This window comes from Paenibacillus sp. JJ-223, assembly GCF_927798175.1.
GTDB classification, from domain to species: domain Bacteria; phylum Bacillota; class Bacilli; order Paenibacillales; family Paenibacillaceae; genus Paenibacillus; species Paenibacillus hubeiensis.
The window spans coordinates 1-19,033 of the sequence record NZ_CAKMMP010000008.1; the positions used below are offsets into that span (position 1 = coordinate 1).

15 protein-coding genes are annotated in these 19,033 nt (G+C 52.8%); 2 read left to right on the forward strand and 13 right to left on the reverse strand.

The features are described from left to right. A partial coding sequence (locus L6H98_RS15185; protein ID WP_236416352.1) for a hypothetical protein occupies nucleotides 1-817 on the forward strand: 817 nt, incomplete at its 5' end. Between the two features lie 77 nt (nucleotides 818-894). On the opposite strand, the gene L6H98_RS15190 is transcribed toward L6H98_RS15185, so the two are convergent. From L6H98_RS15190 to L6H98_RS15220, 7 genes are all read right to left on the reverse strand, one after another. After that, nucleotides 895-1,743, reverse strand: a complete 849-nt coding sequence (locus tag L6H98_RS15190) for a cell wall hydrolase (RefSeq protein ID WP_236416354.1) — start codon at nucleotides 1,741-1,743, stop codon at nucleotides 895-897. 277 nt (nucleotides 1,744-2,020) lie between these two features. Continuing rightward, complete coding sequence (locus L6H98_RS15195; protein ID WP_236416356.1) at nucleotides 2,021-3,238, reverse strand: MFS transporter; 1,218 nt, start codon at nucleotides 3,236-3,238, stop codon at nucleotides 2,021-2,023. 452 nt (nucleotides 3,239-3,690) lie between these two features. After that, on the reverse strand, nucleotides 3,691-4,383 hold the full coding sequence (locus L6H98_RS15200) for a hypothetical protein (protein ID WP_236416359.1): 693 nt from the start codon (nucleotides 4,381-4,383) through the stop codon (nucleotides 3,691-3,693). 263 nt (nucleotides 4,384-4,646) lie between these two features. Next, on the reverse strand, nucleotides 4,647-5,459 hold the full coding sequence (locus L6H98_RS15205; protein WP_236416360.1) for a carbohydrate ABC transporter permease: 813 nt from the start codon (nucleotides 5,457-5,459) through the stop codon (nucleotides 4,647-4,649). Nucleotides 5,460-5,505: 46 nt separating this feature from the next. Then, nucleotides 5,506-6,378, reverse strand: coding sequence for a sugar ABC transporter permease (locus L6H98_RS15210; protein WP_236416361.1), 873 nt, complete (start codon nucleotides 6,376-6,378; stop codon nucleotides 5,506-5,508). 3 nt (nucleotides 6,379-6,381) lie between these two features. Further along, complete coding sequence (locus L6H98_RS15215; protein ID WP_236416364.1) at nucleotides 6,382-7,653, reverse strand: extracellular solute-binding protein; 1,272 nt, start codon at nucleotides 7,651-7,653, stop codon at nucleotides 6,382-6,384. A gap of 44 nt (nucleotides 7,654-7,697) precedes the next feature. Then, a complete protein-coding gene (locus tag L6H98_RS15220) occupies nucleotides 7,698-8,912 on the reverse strand; it encodes an LLM class flavin-dependent oxidoreductase (RefSeq protein ID WP_236416366.1) in 1,215 nt (404 codons plus the stop codon). 400 nt (nucleotides 8,913-9,312) lie between these two features. Between L6H98_RS15220 and L6H98_RS15225 the strand changes: the two genes are divergently transcribed. Then, nucleotides 9,313-10,185, forward strand: a complete 873-nt coding sequence (locus tag L6H98_RS15225) for an AraC family transcriptional regulator (RefSeq protein ID WP_236416369.1) — start codon at nucleotides 9,313-9,315, stop codon at nucleotides 10,183-10,185. Between the two features lie 93 nt (nucleotides 10,186-10,278). On the opposite strand, the gene L6H98_RS15230 is transcribed toward L6H98_RS15225, so the two are convergent. From L6H98_RS15230 to L6H98_RS15255, 6 genes are all read right to left on the reverse strand, one after another. After that, nucleotides 10,279-11,190, reverse strand: coding sequence for a hypothetical protein (locus L6H98_RS15230; RefSeq protein WP_236416372.1), 912 nt, complete (start codon nucleotides 11,188-11,190; stop codon nucleotides 10,279-10,281). 23 nt (nucleotides 11,191-11,213) lie between these two features. Then, a complete protein-coding gene (locus L6H98_RS15235) occupies nucleotides 11,214-12,581 on the reverse strand; it encodes a nucleotide sugar dehydrogenase (RefSeq protein ID WP_236416375.1) in 1,368 nt (455 codons plus the stop codon). A gap of 344 nt (nucleotides 12,582-12,925) precedes the next feature. After that, the gene (locus tag L6H98_RS15240) at nucleotides 12,926-13,729 is read right to left on the reverse strand and encodes a response regulator transcription factor (protein WP_236416377.1); all 804 of its coding nucleotides are present in this window, start codon (nucleotides 13,727-13,729) and stop codon (nucleotides 12,926-12,928) included. A 107-nt stretch (nucleotides 13,730-13,836) separates the two neighbouring features. After that, the gene (locus L6H98_RS15245) at nucleotides 13,837-15,237 is read right to left on the reverse strand and encodes a glycosyltransferase (RefSeq protein WP_236416379.1); all 1,401 of its coding nucleotides are present in this window, start codon (nucleotides 15,235-15,237) and stop codon (nucleotides 13,837-13,839) included. Between the two features lie 22 nt (nucleotides 15,238-15,259). Beyond that, on the reverse strand, nucleotides 15,260-16,468 hold the full coding sequence (locus L6H98_RS15250) for a HEAT repeat domain-containing protein (protein WP_236416381.1): 1,209 nt from the start codon (nucleotides 16,466-16,468) through the stop codon (nucleotides 15,260-15,262). 32 nt (nucleotides 16,469-16,500) lie between these two features. Continuing rightward, on the reverse strand, nucleotides 16,501-18,726 hold the full coding sequence (locus L6H98_RS15255) for a hypothetical protein (protein ID WP_236416383.1): 2,226 nt from the start codon (nucleotides 18,724-18,726) through the stop codon (nucleotides 16,501-16,503). Nucleotides 18,727-19,033: the final 307 nt, after the last annotated feature.

A 19,033-nucleotide genomic window follows, 5' to 3' on the forward strand; every position in this document is an offset into this window, starting at 1 on the left:
GTTTGAACGATGTTATTCAAAAGAAGAATTATCTAATGTATATTCTCAACTAATCATAAATGAAAAAATAAATGAAATTGATTTTAGTAATGATAAAGAAAAATACTATTTCATTACATCCTTTATCTGTAAATATAAGATAAAAAATAAAAACTACAAGCAAATCATATTTAATTATTTAAGTAACTCCTACTGTTATAGTTATTCGCAGAAAGAGTGGTTAACTCATGGCAAAGTATTAGAGTATCTGCTTGATCAAGAATTGTATTTTTATTACTCTATCAATGAATTCATTGAAGAGGAAGATAATATTCAGAATTTACTACACTATTTAGATTTAGATGAGTCGATTTTAACAATAAATCTACTCAATGATTGTTATTCAAAAAATAATTTGGAATTTTCTTGGACCAACCCATTATTTGAGGATACAATTAATGATTCAATATTATCTTATGTAGAAGATATAGATGCTTCCAACTACTGCGATAATTCTGAAATTGAAAAGTTACTTGAGGAGAATACTAAAGTCTACTATTTTAGAGATCACGAAGAAGTAGATTTTGATAAAGATGCTATAGTCGCGACTTTAGAAAAAAAAATAACTGATGATATTGAAAAAGAAATACAAGAGAAACTTTCTTTGTTAGACAGAAATATAACTAATTATATTACCCTCCCAGCTTCATATGATGTTAGCACAAATAATTTAGAAAGTATTATTGATTCTTTTTTTAAGGAAGTAGACGATGAATATCACTCTAACCGTTCAGAAAGGTTAAATTTCTCCGAAATCGAAGCCATATTCGAACGTTAAACCAAAGGGAAGAATTTTTTCAAGGCGGATTGTCAAAACAATTTTGACAATCCGCCTTGTTTTAAACATACTTTCCTTCACCGCGTAAAATCATGCTGCCCGATCGTCAGCAGTGTTGGTCTGCTCTTGCTCCACACGGACGTTGCGATCTTCGGGTTGTAATAATACAGCGCACCGTTCGTCGGGTCTGAACCATTCAGTGCAGCGCGGGCGGCACGATACGACGTTTGGCTCGGCTTCTGGTTGAACTGGCCGTCATCAATCGCGGTAAACTGCCCTTTCTGGAAAATGACCTTCGAAATGGACGACGGGAACTTGTCCGACTGCACACGGTTGAGCACAACGGCGCCGACAGCCACCTGTCCTTCAAACGATTCTCCCCGAGCCTCACCGTGAATCAACTTGGCAAGCTGGCGCAACGTACGACCCTCAGCCTTTATTTTGGCATTCAACTTGGTTAACGTCTTCGGGCCAGCGATGCCGTCCGCGCTCAGACCGACATGGCGCTGGAAATTGCGTACCGCACTCTGGGTCACCGTGCCGTAATACCCGGTCAAGCCTGCATTAAAATAACCCAGGTCGCTGAGTTGTTCCTGCAGCTGCAGCACCTGATCATTCTGCACGCCCTGCGCCAGTTTCTGGGCTCCCGCCGAAGGTGCGCCCACCGAAAAGGCCAGGCCTGCTGCCAACAAGCATGTGCCAAGCAGTACAGCCCCCCTCCCCGGGCGTTTGTTGCGTGCTTGGCCGAGCTCCGGCCGCATGGACTCTCCCAAGCTTGCTGTCTGAAGCGTCACCGATGGATGCTCCAGCACATTCGCAGTGATGTTATGCATGTCGTTTGTGTCTATCGTATTTCGCGCGTTTTTCAAGTTTTTGAGTTGAATGAGTTTTTTCAGATCTTTCATCGATGTCAGCTTGTTCATCATTTCGGATTACCTCCACTTCAATGCATCCGGATTGGCTTCATGGATCGTTCATGCCGGTGATCGTTCCACGTTCTATAATCTTAGGCAATGCCGGAAACGAAGTCTATCGGACCGATGGAGCAGAGGCACACGCTCTGAAAACACAACGCAAAAAGGCATGAGTCCTGGGTCACGCCAAGCTCACGCCTTTCTTCTAACATTGCATTAAAACTTGCCCAATCACGTACAACTTAGGCTGACAGACCTGCACAGGGAATGATTGGTTTTCTTATGCCGTCTAATCTTCCAGCTCCTGTCCCTTGGTTTCCCGGCCCAGGAACAATACCGCCGCGGCTCCGACCAGGATGGTGACGAAGAAAATGGTGAAAATCGTGCTGATCTGCACCTCTCGCTGCACTAGCATACCGACCATGAATGGTGCGATGACGCCGCCGATTCGGCCGACCGATGTCGCCAAGCCCACGCCCGTGGAACGCACCGATGTCGGATAGAGCTCCGGACTGTATGCGTACAATCCGCCCCATGCACCGAGGTTGAAGAAGGAAAGGAAAATCCCTGCCGTCAAAATCGCCGCTTCCGTCGTTGCCAATCCAAAGGCGATCGCGCTCACTGCGGTCAGGGTCAGATAAACGACCAACACAAACTTGCGGCCAAACCGTTCAATGAAATACGCAGCGGTGAAATATCCCGGCAGCTGCGCCAGCGTCATGATCAACACGTACTGGAAGCTCTTCACCAGCGTGAACCCTTTGGCCATCACGACCGAAGGCAGCCACAAGAACATGCCGTAATACGAAAAAATGACGGTAAACCACAGAATCCACAGCATCAGCGTGGTACGGCGATGCGGAACGGACCAGACAGTAGCCACTTTTTCGCGGAACGTCGTTTTGCGGATCGTCGTGTTCTCCTTGAACCGTGGCGGATCCTGGATGACTCTGCGCAAATAAAGCGCATAGATTGCGGGCACCGCGCCGATCGCAAAGGCGATGCGCCAGCCGTATTCCGGAATGACAAAGTTCGCCACCAGCGCGGATACGATCCAGCCGCCCGCCCAGAAGCTCTCCAGCAGCACGACGGCCCGGCCGCGTTCCTTGGTCGGAATCGACTCGGATACCAGCGTCGAAGCTACCGGCAGTTCACCGCCCAGACCGATGCCGGCCACGAGGCGCAGCACGCACAGCACGGCGAATCCGGTGGCGAGCGCGGACAACCCGCTCGCGATCGTAAAGATTAACAGCGTCCAGATCAGGATCGCCCTGCGGCCATACCGATCGGCAAGCGCTCCCGCAAGAAGCGCGCCAAGCGCCATGCCGATGGAATTAATGCTGGTGAGCACGCCCACCTGACCTGCGCTCAGGTTCCATTCCTTGGCCAGCGCAGCCACGATGAAGGAGATCATGCCTACCTCCATCGCATCGAACAACCAGCTCATGCCGGCACTGAATAGCAGCTTGCGCTGCTTGGGATTACGCAACACTTCCAGATTGCTCATTCGATCATTGCTCCCTCGATCTCGTAATCGTCATAATGACACTAACCCATTATTATGCAGAATGATCCAGAAAGCAATGAAAAATACGTAGGAATGACCAACCGTTTACAGCCTGGTTGCGGCATTCATCCTGTTAATGGGAGAAAATAAAAAAACAGGATGCAACAACTCCTTGCACCCTGCGCCCTTACCTTCAAATTTGCCCTTTAAAATTTATATTCTGATATAAACCGCAAAAAAAATATCCGCATGTTAACGGAGAGGCAGAACCAATCTGGAGAAGCAGAGCCGTCGCTTGAAAGCCTTCTGAAAGAAAGCTGGTCGGAAGCATAGACTGTTCTCCGGATTTCCCCTTTGAAAGATGGAATTTGAATAAATCTGGGGATCCCAGCGATCGGAAGATGTTTCTAACTACGTAGTGGCTCCGTGTAAAAATCATTGGTTCAACTGATCTAATCGCTGCGAACCGTGGATAAAGAAACGAGAACCGGGCTGGCAAAATCGGATGCTTCCTCCTCTTTTGGGTTATGAAGACGGAACAGGAACGCATCTCCCGTTTCCGATTCCCAAACCATGTAGTCCCACACTCCGCCCTCGCCCGAGGTTTGAAGATACAGCGCCGCAAAGCCCAGCGGATGTTCCACCAGTTCGCCGCTGTAATCGGCCACCTCGCCGTGGGCACCCAGCTCTTTCTCGCCCGCGGCCCGAAGCTCTTCCAGATTGTATCCTTCAGGCAGCGGTTCGATATCTGCATAATAATCAGCGTTTTTCTCCAGCGACAGACGGCCTTTCTCCGCATCAAAAGCAAATCCGTCAAACACGTACAGGGAAAATCCTTCGCCCTGATGAAGCTGGGCGGTCAACGTCTTATTTCCTTCCGGCGTCAACAGGCCAAAGCTTTCGCTCTGCGGACGTTCTGTTTCTGTAGCCGACGGCGACGTTCCCTCATGATCCTCACCCGGTTCGTTGCCCGGATTCGGTTCTCCTTCCCCAGCAGAAGGGGAAGACTCGGGCGCCTCCGTATTTTGCGATGGAGCAGATGATTCAGGCGAAGAAGACGGTGCGTTCGTTCCGGAACAAGCCGCAAGCATAAACACCAAGGCCAACATTGGTACGCTCTTCCATACGTTAGATAACGAAATCATGGCAGATCTCCCTTTCGATTCGGTAAGCTCACTTACCTTTGTTACACTTACATACCCAAACGCGACGACGATTAAAAAGGTTACCGATATAAACGAAAATAGGTCCTCGTCCCTCCATTTCCCATATTACAAACCATAAACATCCTTTTAGTTTTTTACCTACCCATATACCTTGCAAGCACTTCATTGGCAATTCAGCCAGAATGCAACGCTCACAAAAAAACGGATCGAACGTTAAGTTCGATCCGGTTTCATGCATCTTTCTATCCTTTCAGCGATCCCGCCGTCATGCCTGCCACGAAATACCGCTGCAGCATGATGAACAGCGCGATCATCGGAACGGCCGTGATCAACACGCCGGCGAGCAGCATCGGATAATTGGTGACATACTCGCCCCGGAACTGCATCAGCGCGAGCGGCAGCGTCAGCTTGGACTTGCTGCTCAGCATCAGCATCGGAATCAGCAGGTCGTTCCAGACCATCACGAGCAAAAAGGTGGTCGTCGCGGCCAGGGACGGTGCAGCCAGCGGCAGCGCGATGCGGGAATACAGCTTCCACTCGCTCGCGCCGTCCATGCTGCCTGCCTCCAAAATTTCGGCATTCAGCATGCGCATGAACCCGGTCAGCATAAAGACGGAAACCGGCATCAGCATCGCGGCGGATACCACGATCAGCCCGGTCAGGCTATCCGACCACCCCAGCGTTCGCGTCAAGGAATAGATCGGCAGCATGCTGACCTGCGAAGGTACGATGAGCCCTGCCACGAACAGGGCAAACACCACCTTGCCCACACTGCCTCCCCAACGGACGATGGCGTAGGCGATCATGCTGCTGAGCAGCAGTTCGATCGCAACGGTCGAGAGCGTGACGATCAGGCTGTTGCCAAAGTACTGCCACATCGGCTGGTTGCGAAACATGCCCGTGATGTTATCCCATGTGAACGGGTCCGGCCAGCCGAAGGGGCTCGTGAAGAAATGGCTGCTTGTTTTGAACGACGAGATGAATACAAAGTACAGCGGCACCAGAACGAGCAGTGCATAAATGAGCAGAATCAGGCGGCTAAACCATTTAAACAACTTGAAAACTCCCTTCTGCCTCGGCTCAGTGACGGATGTTCCGATATCAGTAGCTGACGCGATCGGCGCGCAGTGCCTTGAATTGCAAGAGCGTCAGCAGCGCAAGCAATACCAGGAAGATCATGGACCCCGCAGAGGCCAGACCAAACGAGTAACTGCCAAAGGCGGTATGGTAAATGTAGGTCGTCAATATTTCGGTCGCATAGTTGGGTCCACCATCGGTCATCGTGAAGATCAGGTCGAACGCCTTGAACGATTGAATCGTCGTATACGCCACCACAATCGTTGCCGATGGAGCGAGCAGCGGCCAGGTCACGTTGCGGAACACCTGCCATCTGCCGCCTCCGTCCATGCGTGCCGCTTCGTACAACTCGGCCGGGATGCTTTGCAGGCCAGCAATGAAAACGATCATCATTTGTCCGGCATGGGCCCACACCTGTACAAATGCAATGGAATAAATCGCGATGGACGGATCGCCGATCCAGTTGCGCGCCATGCTTGTCAGGCCAATCTCATTCAAGCCGTAGTTGATCAAACCGATGGACGGATCATATAAGAAAGCCCAGATCAGGCCGACCGATACCGAGGACAGAATGGCCGGCAGGAAATACAAAGCCCGTAATACAACGCTTCTTTTGCTATTGCGCACGAGCAGCAATGCCAATACCAGCGAAATGAACGTTTGCGCGATGACCACCGTCAGCATGAACTTGACGTTGTTGCCAAAGGCTTTGTGGAAAACGATGCTGCCGAGACTGTCCTTGTAGTTGTCCAACCCCACAAATGCATAGGACGGGGAAACCCCGTCCCAATCCGTAAAGGAGTAGAACAGCCCCGTCAACGTTGGAAATACGAACAGCGCAGCGTACAGCAGCAACCCGGGCAGCAGGAACAGGGATAGCTGAAACCGATTTTTCATGGCTTATTTCCCGATATTCTGATCAATGATCGCCTGGGCTTGCTGCGCCGCCTCTTCGGGAGACGTGCCGCTCAGCACGGCCTGGATCGAGTTGGTGACCGCCTTTTGGTTGTCCCCGTTCAGAATCGTAAAGCGCGGCTGGAATACCGTTTTTTTGCCGGACCAGCCGCCTGCCACCTGCAGCTCCGGCGAATCGTATTTTACGTTGTCCACCGTTACGTTCTGTCCGGTCGCATTGGCATACTCGGCAGCCACGTCGGGCTTGCTCAGGAACTCGATGAACTTCTTCGCTTCCTCCGGATGTTTGGATTTGCTGTTCACTGCCAACATAAATGTGGTGGTATGCACGCCCTCATATTTGGCCTGGTCGGCGCTGACCGTAATCGGAGCAAGCAGCCCTTGTTCCAGATTCGGATTCTGCTGCTTGTTCTGCGCGAGCTGGTACGAACCGCTGGCCAGCATGGCCGCTTTCTCTTGAATGAAGAGCGCTCCGGCCGCAGCGTCTTTGGTTCCGAGCGCGTTCGGCTGGAAATATCCCTTGTCGTTCAATTCCTTGATTTGGGTCAGCGTTTTGACCCAGAATTCGTCGGTCAGCTTGGCTTCGCCGGCTTCTACTTTTGTAAAAATGTCGTCACTCGGCGCATTGTTCATGACCATGGTGTTCATGAATTGCCCTGGTCCGATATCTGCTCCGGCAAAAGCAATCGGAATAATGCCGTTATCCTTGAGCGTTTGGGCTGCCTTTAGGAAACCATCCCAGTCTTTCGGCGGCGTGAGGCCGTATTTTTCGAACAGTTTGACGTTATAGATCGGCATGTTGTACACGAGCTGGTATGGAATGGCATATTGCTTCCCATCCTTCTGTCCGGCTTCGATCAGTTTCGGGTTGTAAGACGACAGGAAGGAAGATCCCGTCAGATCGGTGAACAGTCCTGCTTTGGCAAAGGCCTCGAACTGCGCGCCCGGAAACGAAGTAAACACGTCGCCTACCGACCCGTCACCCAGCTTGGATTGTACCGTGGACTGATACTGATCGGAAGGAAGGGTCTGCATTTCCACCTTGATGTTCGGGTTCTCCTGCTCGAAGGCGGCAATCGTTTTGTTCAGCGCCTCGGAGTCTTCCCCGCGCCAGTGAATGAAGCTGATCGTCACCTTGCCCGAAGAATCCGAGGAGCCGTTTCCTCCTTCAGCCGCCCCGCTGCCGCAAGCGGACAGCACGATGGACAAGATGAGCAGGCTGACCAAGGGAAGCAGCATTTTTTTATGTTTTTTCATAAACATTGACCTCCAGATGAATAGTGAAATGAATTCGCCAAACCTTATGACTGCGGCTGATGCTGCTTGCGCCGTTCGTTCCATTTGCTGTGAATGAGCGGAAGCGTTGTGCGGCCGAAGTTCTCAGCCTCTTCCAGGTGCGGATATCCCGACAGGATGAACGTTTTCACGCCAAGGTCGGCATATTCCAGCAACCGTTCCGCGACCTGGTTCGCCGTACCTACGATCAGAATGGCACCCCCGGAACGAACGACGGACAATCCGGTCCAGAGATTGGGTCCAACGACAAACTGCTGTTTCTCGGACAACTCCCGCAGCTCGTTCTGCCTGCGCTGATTGGTAGCATCTGTCTCGGCAAATGCCGCCTTCGCTTTTTCGATCGCTTCAGGCGGCACCTTGCTGATAATCTCCCACGCGGCTGCCCATGCTTCTTCTTCGGTTTCACGCACGAGCACTTGTGCCCGCATGCCGTAACGCATGTCGCGCTTCTGCCCCGTCTCCTGACGGATCTGCTCGCGGATCGTTTCGATTTCTTCGATCTGTTCCTGAATCCAGTCGTGCGGTTCTCCCCACATCAGGAACGTGTCCGCATGTTCCACCGCAATGCGTTTGGCAATGGGCGAGCTGCCTCCCAAATAAAAGGGCGGGTGCGGGTTTTGCACCGTTTCCGGCATGCCTACCGGCGCTTTGAAGTGGTAATATTTCCCCTTAAACTCCGTCTGCGATCCCTGCTCTTCTTCGCCTGCTCCGCTGCCTGCAAATTCCGTCAGGTTCAGGCCGGATGCCTGGGTCCATGAGCGTTTCATCACTTCCATGTATTCGCTCGCCCGTTCATAACGTTCATCATGGGCATGAGCGAGCGGGTCGCCGAGCTCTTCCAAATCTTTGACCGAACTTCCGGTGACCACGTTGATCATGGCCCGTCCGCCGGACAGCTGATCCAGAGCCGCCCCCATTCGGGCCGCGAGTACAGGAGCCACCAACCCGGGCCGCACGGCGACGAGCGGGCGCAATGTCTGCGTATGGCTCATGACGGCCGAGCCGACGACCCATGCGTCCAGACACGCTCCGCCCGTCGGAATCAACACAAATTCAAAACCGGCCGTCTCCGCCGTCTGAGCGACCTGCACCAGGTAATCCAGGCTTGGCTCTCTTTCCGGCGCAACGCCTACATATTTTCCGTCTCCCGCCGTCGGCAAAAACCAGCCGAACGACAATTCCTCGCGTTTGCTCTCTTCGTGTTTACTCAACATGGTCATTCCTTTCATCCGATAATCCATCTGAAATGATATAAGTTGAACCAATGATTCTTACACGAAGTCACCACGCGGTCCGAACCATCTTCCGATTGGCATTATCCGGTCGCCATTATCTCAGATTTTTTTGATCCCCTTCGTATTTGTGTCATTGTTTCGTTCAACTTATATAGCTACTCATCGCTTCTGATCATCATATTCTCAAATGCCTATTAGTTAACTTGGTTTAATAAGGTATGCACATCATAACAATTGATTTGTCTGTGATCAATGTCATTTTACGACAACTTAAATTTGTCATTTTGTGGTCAATATGAAAAACGAGACGGATTCCATCTTGAATATATACAAAACCCACCTGTATAATAGGTTATATACTTCTAGGGATAAAAGAGGTGTTCCCATGATCGAGCGCATGAAGGAGGATCACCACGAATTTTTGGATATCATTTTTTTCACTCCATCCGAATTCGAAAAATCCGGCGGAGCCTGGCCGATCCGTATCGGCCGCAACATGGCCAAAACCAACTATCACATTGGACCGCGGACCACGCCGTTCCATTATTTGTTGTTCGTGCTGGAGGGCGAGGGTACATTCATTCAGAACGGGCAGCGTCATGCACTGCGTGCGCGAGATGCCTTCTGTCTTTTTCCCCACATCACGCACGAATATTGGACCCATCCGGAAGAACCTTTGCAAAAAATTTTCATCGCTTTCGACGGAAAACTGGCGACCGAGTTATTGGCACGCATCGGCCTTACGCCAGACTCTCCACACCGCTCAGGCGTACTCACGCCGGAAACAGCGAATGGCATGCGTGCTTTCATGGAGGAGGTTCGCGAGCCCAAAGGAGGTTCAAGCGACCTGGGCCGGCTTACCCGTTTTCTGGGGCTATTCGACCGGATCAGCCGTTCACCGGCAGCCCGTGAGCTTCAGCCCGACGTCTCCATCCCCTGGCTTCAAAAAGGCAAGGAGTACATGGACATTCATTTTGCGGGAGGCATTACGGTGGAAGGCGTATCGGCGCATGCCGGGGTGGATCGCACCCATTTCGCGAAACAGTTCCGCAAAGCTTACGGTCTTTCTCCCGTGCAGTATATCCAACAGCTCAAAATGAACCAGGCCAAGCGTTTGCTTGTTCAGACACCGCTGACGTTAACCGAAGTCGCGCACTCGGTCGGTTATCCGGACTTGTTTTCGTTCTCCAAAGCGTTCAAAAAGCAGGTCGGGCAGCCGCCCAACCGCTACCGCATGATGGAGCGCAGCCAACGCTGACCCACCGTGTTTTTTGCATACACCATGACAAAAAGACAAGCTTCCTTATCCTAAGGAAAGCTTGTCTTCGAATGCCACTTCCGCTTGCGTATATCAGCGATGTTCTTCCTTGGTGTTGCCTTTTGCCAGCGGAATGCCGTTTTTCTTGGCATACCAGGCTTGGTAATGATGGATCGCCACCCCTGCAAAAGACGAATGTTCCTTTCCAAGGCGGAACACGTTCGCAATCTCTTCATCCATATTGCTCAACGTTTTGTTGTAGAAGGTCAGATGCTCCCCTTCATGCGTGTCCCCGAGTTCGGCGCCGATCCACACCTTTTTGCCGAGTTCATCCGCTTCGTCGAGCTCCTCGCGGGAAAGGTCATACATCTGCTGTCCGCTGTCCCGGTAAGCCATGATGGCCACTGCGTCGAAGCGGTTAATGATCCAGCGGCTGAGCGTGCCGCCGCCATTTGCCGCTTCGCGCCCATCCAGCCAGAACGGGATCGCCGCGCTCATGTACAATCCCGCTTCCTTGCCCTCGGCGGTCCAAGCGCTCATATTGTCCTGCCATTCCGCAATGACCTCACTCTGCTCTTGCTCCCAGCGCTGAAGCTGATACGGCTCCACGTCGAATTGAATGCCCGTGAACCGTTCTTCCGGTGCTGATGCCTCATTATAGGCCTTTACTTTGTCCACGAACGCAAGACCCTCTTCGCGCTTCTCCGTATAAGCCCAATCCGCATGGCCGTTCAACGCATGCACTTCCATTCCGGCCTTGTGCGCGGCAGCAACGAAATGGCGGTATGCATCCTCCGTGACCTCATCCTGCAGCTGCAAGAAAATGACTTCAATCCCCTGCTCTTTCGTGAACGCAATGATCTCCGGCGTTTGCTCGGCAATGATCGACGCATCCCACAGCCAGGTCGACTTATGCTCCTCGGTGGCGAACCACCGGAAGAGCCAGGGCAGGAGCAGCAGGCAGAACGTCAGTGCCAGCACAGCCCATTTTGCCTTGGCCGGCATCTTGCCCTTGAATGTCATCGGCTTTAGACGAGCAGCGCTTCGCTATGTTCGAGCACAGGATGTTGAACGGAATGGCCAATTTTGTAAATATGCGGCTGCGTGTAGCTGCGGAACGCATTGCGCGTGTCCAGAATCGGCACGCCGAGGTCGGCAATGTCGCCATACGGCAGGTCTTTATGGTTCGTGATCAGCACGATGCAGTCATATTTCTTGAACTGCTCCAGGCTGAACGGCACGCTTGGCACGGTCTCTCCATGCTTGTCGCGGAAGGAAGCGGCATATGGATCATAGTAGCTGACGTTGGCTCCGCTCTCTTTGAACAGCTCGTATACCTCAAGTCCCGGGGATTCACGCAAGTCCGCAATGTTAGGCTTGTACGCCATGCCGAGCAGCAGCACGTTCGAATTGCGCACCGACTTTGCGTATTCGTTCAGAATGACGGAGGCTTTGTTCAGCACGTAATACGGCATGTTGTCATTGGTGGACTGCGCCAGTTCAATGAATTTGCTGTAGAAACGGAAGCCCTTCGCTTTCCAGGACAGGTACATCGGGTCGAGCGGGATGCAGTGGCCTCCAATGCCCGGGCCCGGGTAGAACGGCATGAATCCGAACGGCTTCGTCGCCGCCGCGTCGATGACTTCCCAAATATCGATGCCCATGCGGTCGCACATCATCGCCATTTCGTTCACAAACGCGATGTTAACGCTGCGGAACGTGTTTTCGAGCAGTTTGGACATTTCAGCCACTTTCGGGGAGGATACCGGAACGACGGTTTGCACGTATTTGCTGTACAGTGCCGTTCCGAGCTTCAGGCACGATTCTGTCGTGCCTCCGATGACCTTCGGCGTATTGAACGTCGTGAAACGTCCGTTGGACGGGTCCACCCGTTCCGGCGAGAAGCACAGGAAATAGTCTTTGCCTGCTTCATGCCCGATTTTGTCCAACTCCTGCTGGATGAGCTCTTCGGTCGTTCCCGGGTAGGTCGTGCTTTCGAGCGTGATCAGCATGCCTGGCTTCATGTGCCGTTTGATCTGGTCCACAACCGTTTCGATGTAGGAGGTATCCGGGTCCTGATTCTCGCTCAGCGGCGTAGGCACGCAGATGCTGAGCGCATCGATCACGCGCAGCAGGCTGTAATCCGTCGTCGGCTGAAAACGGCCGGTTTGCATCACCTTTTTCAACTCGTCGGACGAAATGTCATGAATGTAGGAATCGCCATGATAGATACGATCCACCTTCGATGCATCCAGGTCGATGCCGATGACCGTGAAGCCCTGATTGACCATTTCCACGGCCAGCGGCAGACCTACGTAACCGAGCCCGACAACGCCGAGCACCGCTTCTTTATTCTCAATCGCATTCAGTAAAGTGTGAACATGTTGATTCTCCATGGTATTCCCTCCAGGCTGTATTTTTGGTTTTTTGTATTTATATAAGCCGAAGATGTTTCGCACCAGACACTTCGAGCACAGTACCATCTTCTGATCGCCGTTATCCCCGGATTTTGTTGAATCCCCTTTGGCTAAGGGGAAAATCCGGAGATAAATCTATGCTTCCGATGCAGCTTTCCTTCAGAAAGCTTTCAGAACGCTCCGCTTCTCCAGATTGGTTCTGTCTCTCCGTTAGTGCATACGCTATTTTCGCCTTATATAATGGTTCGTGGTACGTCTCGGCAGAGACTAGTATCCGGCTGTTATGCACTGTTCATGATGGATTGTCGATCATCTGAACCTACTCAGTGCAGGCACCGCCGGATTCTCGCATCCAGTTCTACCGGGGAGAACGGTTTGGTCATATAGTCATTCACGCCGCTGCTGAAGCATTGGCTGATCGTTTCCTCCACTCTTTGCTCGGTTAACACCACGATTTTGGGCGGGTGTTCCACCTCCAGTTTCTGAATGTGGTGAATAAACGGGAGACCATCGATGCCGTACAAGTTCAGTTCGGTCAATACCAGGTCAGGCTCCACCTTTCCGATCATTTCGAGGGCTGCTAGTCCATCCACCGCTTCATAGGTTTCGTACCCCTGCATCTTCAGTCGCAATTGCAAAAATTCGCGGATCGTCGGATCATTATCGACAATCAGGATACGCTCCGCCCGTTCTGCCATCTGATCCGGCGTGTAGATCTGGATGTCGGCGGAATCGACCCGTCGGGCGAATTCCGCCATTTGCTGGATGACCACCTGGGACGGCCGATCCTTGTCCTTGAAGCTGGCTACCATGATCTGCGGCCGTGCTCCCGGAACGGTTTCCAGCAAATGATGTTTGATGCATAGACCCTCATAGTGGACCTCATCCAACAGCAGACCTGGCAGCAGCACGCCAACCGTTTGGGTTGTCCCATCCTGCCATAGCTGGAAGCCATACTCGTTCGTTCGCTCCAGATACGTTCGAACCTGCTGCTCCGGCGGGGATTGCCCTGCACAATGGATAAACATGAGGCCGCATGCTCCGGCCCCGATTCCCTTTACTTCCTGCTCCATGCTTCGGTACACGTTCGCGGCAGCTTCACGCTGCAATGTCGCCGCATTCGACATGTTTTCTCCACCCTTCTCCTTTGGATTATCTATCATGGTCTTGCCGTATTGCTTCCGTTAACGCCGGCTTGCCTGAAGCCGGCTCATGCTTGGATCACGGCGCGAGCTCAAGCCGCTTCAGTTGTGTCCTTGCTTTCTTCGGACCAGCTCTGACGCGTCATCGTGCCCCAGGAGTTGTTGTTTTGCAAAAACTGGATGTGTCCCTGCAATCTCCACAACACGCCGAGCTGATGGTAACCGACGAACTTCAAGGCCGAGAATACAAGCATCTTGCCCAGATCGGACAGCTTGTTGTAACGTCTGAATGCAATCTCCTCCAGAATGAGCGCCCCGATGCTCAGCAGATAACCGCTCACCAGGTTAAGGGCACCGAACAATACGAGGATCGGCCACTGTGTCATGTCCAGCAGCACGTATCCGACCAGTGCCAGCAAACCGGTAATCCGGAAGTAGGGGTTCAGCGCTTCAAAAATGACGTTATACGGCATCGTGATGAGTCCCATCACCTTGTACTTCGGATTGAACAGCATGTCGCGGTTTTCCAGCATGTTTTTGAGATTTCCGCGTCCCCAACGCTTGCGCTGGCTGGACAGGATCCGGTAAGAATCCGGCGCCTGGGTCCAGCAAACGGCCTCGGGACAGAACGCCACGCGGTATTTCAGTTTATTTTCCAGCATGTAGCGATGCAGCTTGATAATGATGTTCATGTCCTCGCCCGGGTACCCGTCGCGATATCCGCCGACGGCAATGACGTAATCCTTGCGGAACAGGCCGAAGGCTCCCGAGACGATGATCAGGCCATTGATATGGCTCCAGCCGATCCGGCCTCCCAAAAACGCTTTGAGATACTCGATGGACTGGAACATCGGCCACATTTTGCGCGGCAGCGAAACGTCCTGCACGGCCCCGTTCTCGATTTTGCAGCCGTTGGCGATGCGCACATCGCCTCCGATGGCCACCGTTTCTTCCGGATTCTCCATGTACATGCGCGCCATGCGAATCAGGGCGTCCTTTTCGAGCAAGGAGTCGGCATCGATGGAAGAAATGAGCGGATAGTGCGACAAGTTGATGCCCGCATTTAGCGAATCGGCCTTGCCTCCGTTTTCTTTGTCGATGACGTACAGGCCCGGGAACTCGGGGTTGTGATAGATGCCGCGAATCGGCTGGCAAGAAATCTTGCCCCGAACCTGGGCATTGGATATCGGCTTCAGCTTGTATTCTTTCAGCAGCAGCTTCAGCGTATTGTCGCTGGAACCGTCATTGACTACGATGACCTCATACGTCGGATAATTAAGCGTCATCAGGCAGTTTACATTTTCGATAATCGTCAGTTCCTCATTGTATGCCGGTACCAGGAGAGAAACGGAAGGCACCAGCTGCGAACCGGACAATGTGTTGTACTTCGAATAATTCGATCGTCTGAAGATGGTCCAGATGTTGCGGAATGACAGGGCCATAATCGAAAAATAAAGCGTATTGACAAAGACGACGTAATAAATCGCCACCATGCCGTAAATGAACAGCAGATCCCTAAGCAGTGTAATCCCCTCCTAACGCGGCTACGCCTGCGCGTTTCTTGTTTGTCCTGCCGGCTTTCATGGGACCAAAATACCGCTCGTACAACAGTCGTTTTTGGTTATGTGCAATCATCTGCTCCACGCCGCGATCGCCGGGTCCGGGATGCTGCATGATACTCTCGACGTGCTGTTTGGCAATCTCGCGTTCGGCTCCCGTTCCATGCATGGCCGCCTGGCACAGCGCCTCGAATCCCGGTTCGCCCAACTTGCCGAGGCTCTCCGCGCTGTTATGACGCACACCCCAGTCTTCGTCGCGCAGCGCCTTGCGCAGCAATGGAATGCTGCCCGCGGCATGCTTGGAACCAAGCGCCTGCGCCACTTCGGCGCGCACTTCCGGGCTCTCGTCCTGCATCAGCCGGAGAATGGTTTCATCGCTTAACGTCGGACTTGCGCTGAGATACAGCTTCACCGCTTCGGCACGCACGTCCTGATGCTCCGCACCGACCAGCTTGCCTAGCGCAGGCATCACTTCCGGTACTGCCTGTCCCCACATGGCGACAAGGCCTACCTTCACAAAATCCGGCTTGTCCGATTCAAGCAGCTCGATCAACAGTTTGCTGGGGTCCAGACGGGTTTCCAGCAAGATATCCGCCGCCAGGTGGTGAATCGATTTGCCCTTGGTCAGCAGCAGCTCCAGCATCTCCTTCAGTTCACCCTGGCGTGCGGAACATCTTGCGATCGAGCGGGCGATCATAATCGCCATCGGTCCCGGCTTCTCGTCCCGGAGCAGTTCCATCAGACCCGGCACCGCCTCGGGACAGCGCATGCCGCCCAGGCGGTATGCCGCATCGATCTGGCGTCCGTAACGCAGCCTGCCGAGCTCCTTCAAATCCTGTTCCACCATGCCGGCTTCCCGGCACAATGCAATCAGCTTGTCGCGGTACTCGCCTTTAAACTGGTCGATCCATTCGATGAGCCTGTTTTGAATCACCCGCCTTTCGAGCGGGGCCAGTTTGCCTGGCGGCAAACGCAGCGGACGTTGTTCCGCCAGCGCTGCCTGCAAATACGCGAAGTAGTCGCGCTGCTTTTGCTCATAGTACTGCGCCTTGCGCTCTTTGCCGTTATGGGATATTTTCATCGCAAACAGCAGAATGACCCCGATCACGACAAGCGCCGCACAAATGTATAGAAACAGGTAGGCCAAAGCCAAATTCGAAAACATGTGACAAAGCCCTCCTCATTCTTTTTTCTTAGTTATTCTCCTTGAAAACTAGGTATTTGTTCGAAGCGTTCCCGCATGGCATCATAGCTCAGCTTCAGGCGTTCGCTGTAGTTTACTTGTTCCCACGGTTTCCAGCTGTAGACCGGCAGCGTCCGTAAATCCAGCGTATTTTTCTCACCGCCTGGCCATGCAACTTTTCCGGTGGCACGATCCGTCAACCATGGAACGATGGTGATGCCTTGGGTCGTTTCCGTCTCAAATGTTCTTCCTCCCGGCAGAGGTCCGTATTGGATGACTTGCAGGGAGCTTGGATCGCCGAAACCGAGCAGCATCCACGGAATTCGCATTTCCACCTGGTTCCCGCTGTACTGCCAAGCGGTTAGCGAATCTTCGTCCGCTTGGCCTGGAGCGTTGGTGCCACGTTTCAATATGCCCACCTCGGCATCGAGGAACGGATGTGCAGATCGTGTATCGGGCGGAGTCATGGTCAGGCTGACCGCCAGTTTCCAAGGCTGAAACGGATCATCGGATAACTCCTCTTCCTTGGGAAGCATATTGTAGCCGTCTTTCCCGTACAAGCGCCTGTTGAAATCATAGTCCCGCGCGATTTCCACTTCGGATTCGTCATCCTTGCCCAGCGTGATCACCGTTTCCAGACCGTCGCTCATCGTCCGGCCCGGAAGGCGCTTGCCCGGCTGATTGCCGCCGGTCAGCGTGTTCGTGCCAAGACGGAGCAGCGTTTGCTTCGGATCGAATGGCTTGTCCAGCGTCACGCCAATGTACAGGTAGGCTTCGTCATGGGTCATTCGGATTTGCTGAATGCCTTCCACCTTGCCCTGCCAAACGTTGACCTCGCCTTCTTGCAGCGCGTCCCAATCATCCAGCTTGCCGTCGATGGTCAATCGATCCTGTTTGCCGGGATCCATGGCGAGCAAGCCGAACATCTTCTCGTTGGTCAGTACATTAAGCCAATACGCGCGCCGATCCGCCGGAATTTCAAACGGCACCGTGTTCCACGTTTTTTTGAACCATTCGTCCTGCCACATGAACAAGATGGCTCCCGCGTACCCTTCGTCGTAAATATCCTGGGTCAGCGAAGCGTCGATCTCGCCTTGCTCGGTCTCATTGTGTCCCCCTTGGTCCCTTCCGCCCATGCCCAGATGGGAAATGCCAAGCGAGGAAGGAACGCCGTATTCTGTAATCATTACAGGCATATCCGAAAACTCGGCTTTCAGTTTGCGCAAATAACTTTTGTACGTATTGTACTCCCCGTTTTCATCCTTGATGGTCTGCAGCGTCTGATCCGTATGGAACAAATCGGGATAATACGGATACACGTGGTACGCCGCGAAATATCCCCCTTGCCAATCCACCGGCTTAATGTGGCGGGCATCCACGCTGACAAGATCCTCCTCGTACAACGGTTCTCCCGGATGTTCGAGCACATCGGTCGTCACCCAGTTGGTGAAGGTGACCGGATGTTCCCAGCCGTATGTTTTCTCCAATCCGGCGGTGTAATCCAGCAGTTCAGCCAACCAGTTCTCGAACGGCGAAGCATCCGCCGTGCCCGCAAACTGGGCTCCCTTGTACTGCGGAACATCCGCATGCTTGGCATTGGTATTCTCCACCATGGTCGGGTCCCATTCCGTGCCCACATGCCAGGCCATCAAATATTTCCCCGCATCGGCCGTATATTCCCCGCTCGAAGCCCCTTGCTTCTCGGGAACGTCCGCATCCCCGTAAACGGCGGAAACCGCCTTTTCGATTTCCTGTTTGAACGTCTGCACGATGTGGTCGGCATAGGCGTCCTTGCCCTCGATCAACTGCTCCTCCGGCGACCATATGCCCTGTATAAAATATAACGGTTGCTCGCGGCCGCGATTGTAATCGACCAAAGCCGAGTAAAAAATCGGTTCATGGACCGTATAAATCCGGATCACATTGGCGCCCAGCTCCTGAATTTGCCCGAACCACCTCTGATAATCCTCCTTGGTCAGCGGAAACTCTCCCGGATAATGGCCCGGCGACGTTGCGCCCAAATTCACGCCTTTGACGAACATTTCCCGCCATATGCCATCCTGGCCATACTCCATGAACTTGGCTCCCTCGGTCTTGAACTTCATTTCCGCACCATTCTCCGCCGTGTACGTCGCGAGCCGGGGCTGCATAAACTGCCAGCCTGCCAGCACTCCGCCGGCCAGCACTGCCGTCCCAGCCAGCAACGTCAGCATCCAGCGCTTTCGTCTTCGTCTGCTCATGGCCTTCGATTGCCCACCTCACTATTATGCAATTTATCCTCACGCCTCTTTTTTTGCAGAAACCAGGAGGAACGCGGAATTTCTCGCATTCATGCTCGTTGACATCGTTCGGGATGTCTGCGGTGTAGTCTCACTATAGCGCCAAGACTCTGCTTTTGTAACTAGGCTGATGGAAGCAAACCTGAAAATGAAACATTTTGCCTATTATTCTCAAAAAATCAAGTAATTGAGCGTTTTGAGAAGCCTGCACCATCCATGAAAACAAAGCATGCATCGCCGCGATTGAGCACCCGTCCACATCTTTTCT

Excerpts from the sequence above, each read along its gene's own strand:
- L6H98_RS15190 (WP_236416354.1), bottom strand. The coding sequence starts at position 1,743 with ATGATGAACAAGCTGACATCGATGAAAGATCTGAAAAAACTCATTCAA.
- L6H98_RS15195 (WP_236416356.1), bottom strand. The coding sequence starts at position 3,238 with ATGAGCAATCTGGAAGTGTTGCGTAATCCCAAGCAGCGCAAGCTGCTA.
- L6H98_RS15200 (WP_236416359.1), bottom strand. The coding sequence starts at position 4,383 with ATGATTTCGTTATCTAACGTATGGAAGAGCGTACCAATGTTGGCCTTG.
- L6H98_RS15210 (WP_236416361.1), bottom strand. The coding sequence starts at position 6,378 with ATGAAAAATCGGTTTCAGCTATCCCTGTTCCTGCTGCCCGGGTTGCTG.
- L6H98_RS15215 (WP_236416364.1), bottom strand. The coding sequence starts at position 7,653 with ATGAAAAAACATAAAAAAATGCTGCTTCCCTTGGTCAGCCTGCTCATC.
- L6H98_RS15220 (WP_236416366.1), bottom strand. The coding sequence starts at position 8,912 with ATGACCATGTTGAGTAAACACGAAGAGAGCAAACGCGAGGAATTGTCG.
- L6H98_RS15225 (WP_236416369.1), top strand. The coding sequence starts at position 9,313 with ATGATCGAGCGCATGAAGGAGGATCACCACGAATTTTTGGATATCATT.
- L6H98_RS15230 (WP_236416372.1), bottom strand. The coding sequence starts at position 11,190 with ATGCCGGCCAAGGCAAAATGGGCTGTGCTGGCACTGACGTTCTGCCTG.
- L6H98_RS15235 (WP_236416375.1), bottom strand. The coding sequence starts at position 12,581 with ATGGAGAATCAACATGTTCACACTTTACTGAATGCGATTGAGAATAAA.
- L6H98_RS15240 (WP_236416377.1), bottom strand. The coding sequence starts at position 13,729 with ATGTCGAATGCGGCGACATTGCAGCGTGAAGCTGCCGCGAACGTGTAC.
- L6H98_RS15245 (WP_236416379.1), bottom strand. The coding sequence starts at position 15,237 with ATGGTGGCGATTTATTACGTCGTCTTTGTCAATACGCTTTATTTTTCG.
- L6H98_RS15250 (WP_236416381.1), bottom strand. The coding sequence starts at position 16,468 with ATGTTTTCGAATTTGGCTTTGGCCTACCTGTTTCTATACATTTGTGCG.
- L6H98_RS15255 (WP_236416383.1), bottom strand. The coding sequence starts at position 18,726 with ATGAGCAGACGAAGACGAAAGCGCTGGATGCTGACGTTGCTGGCTGGG.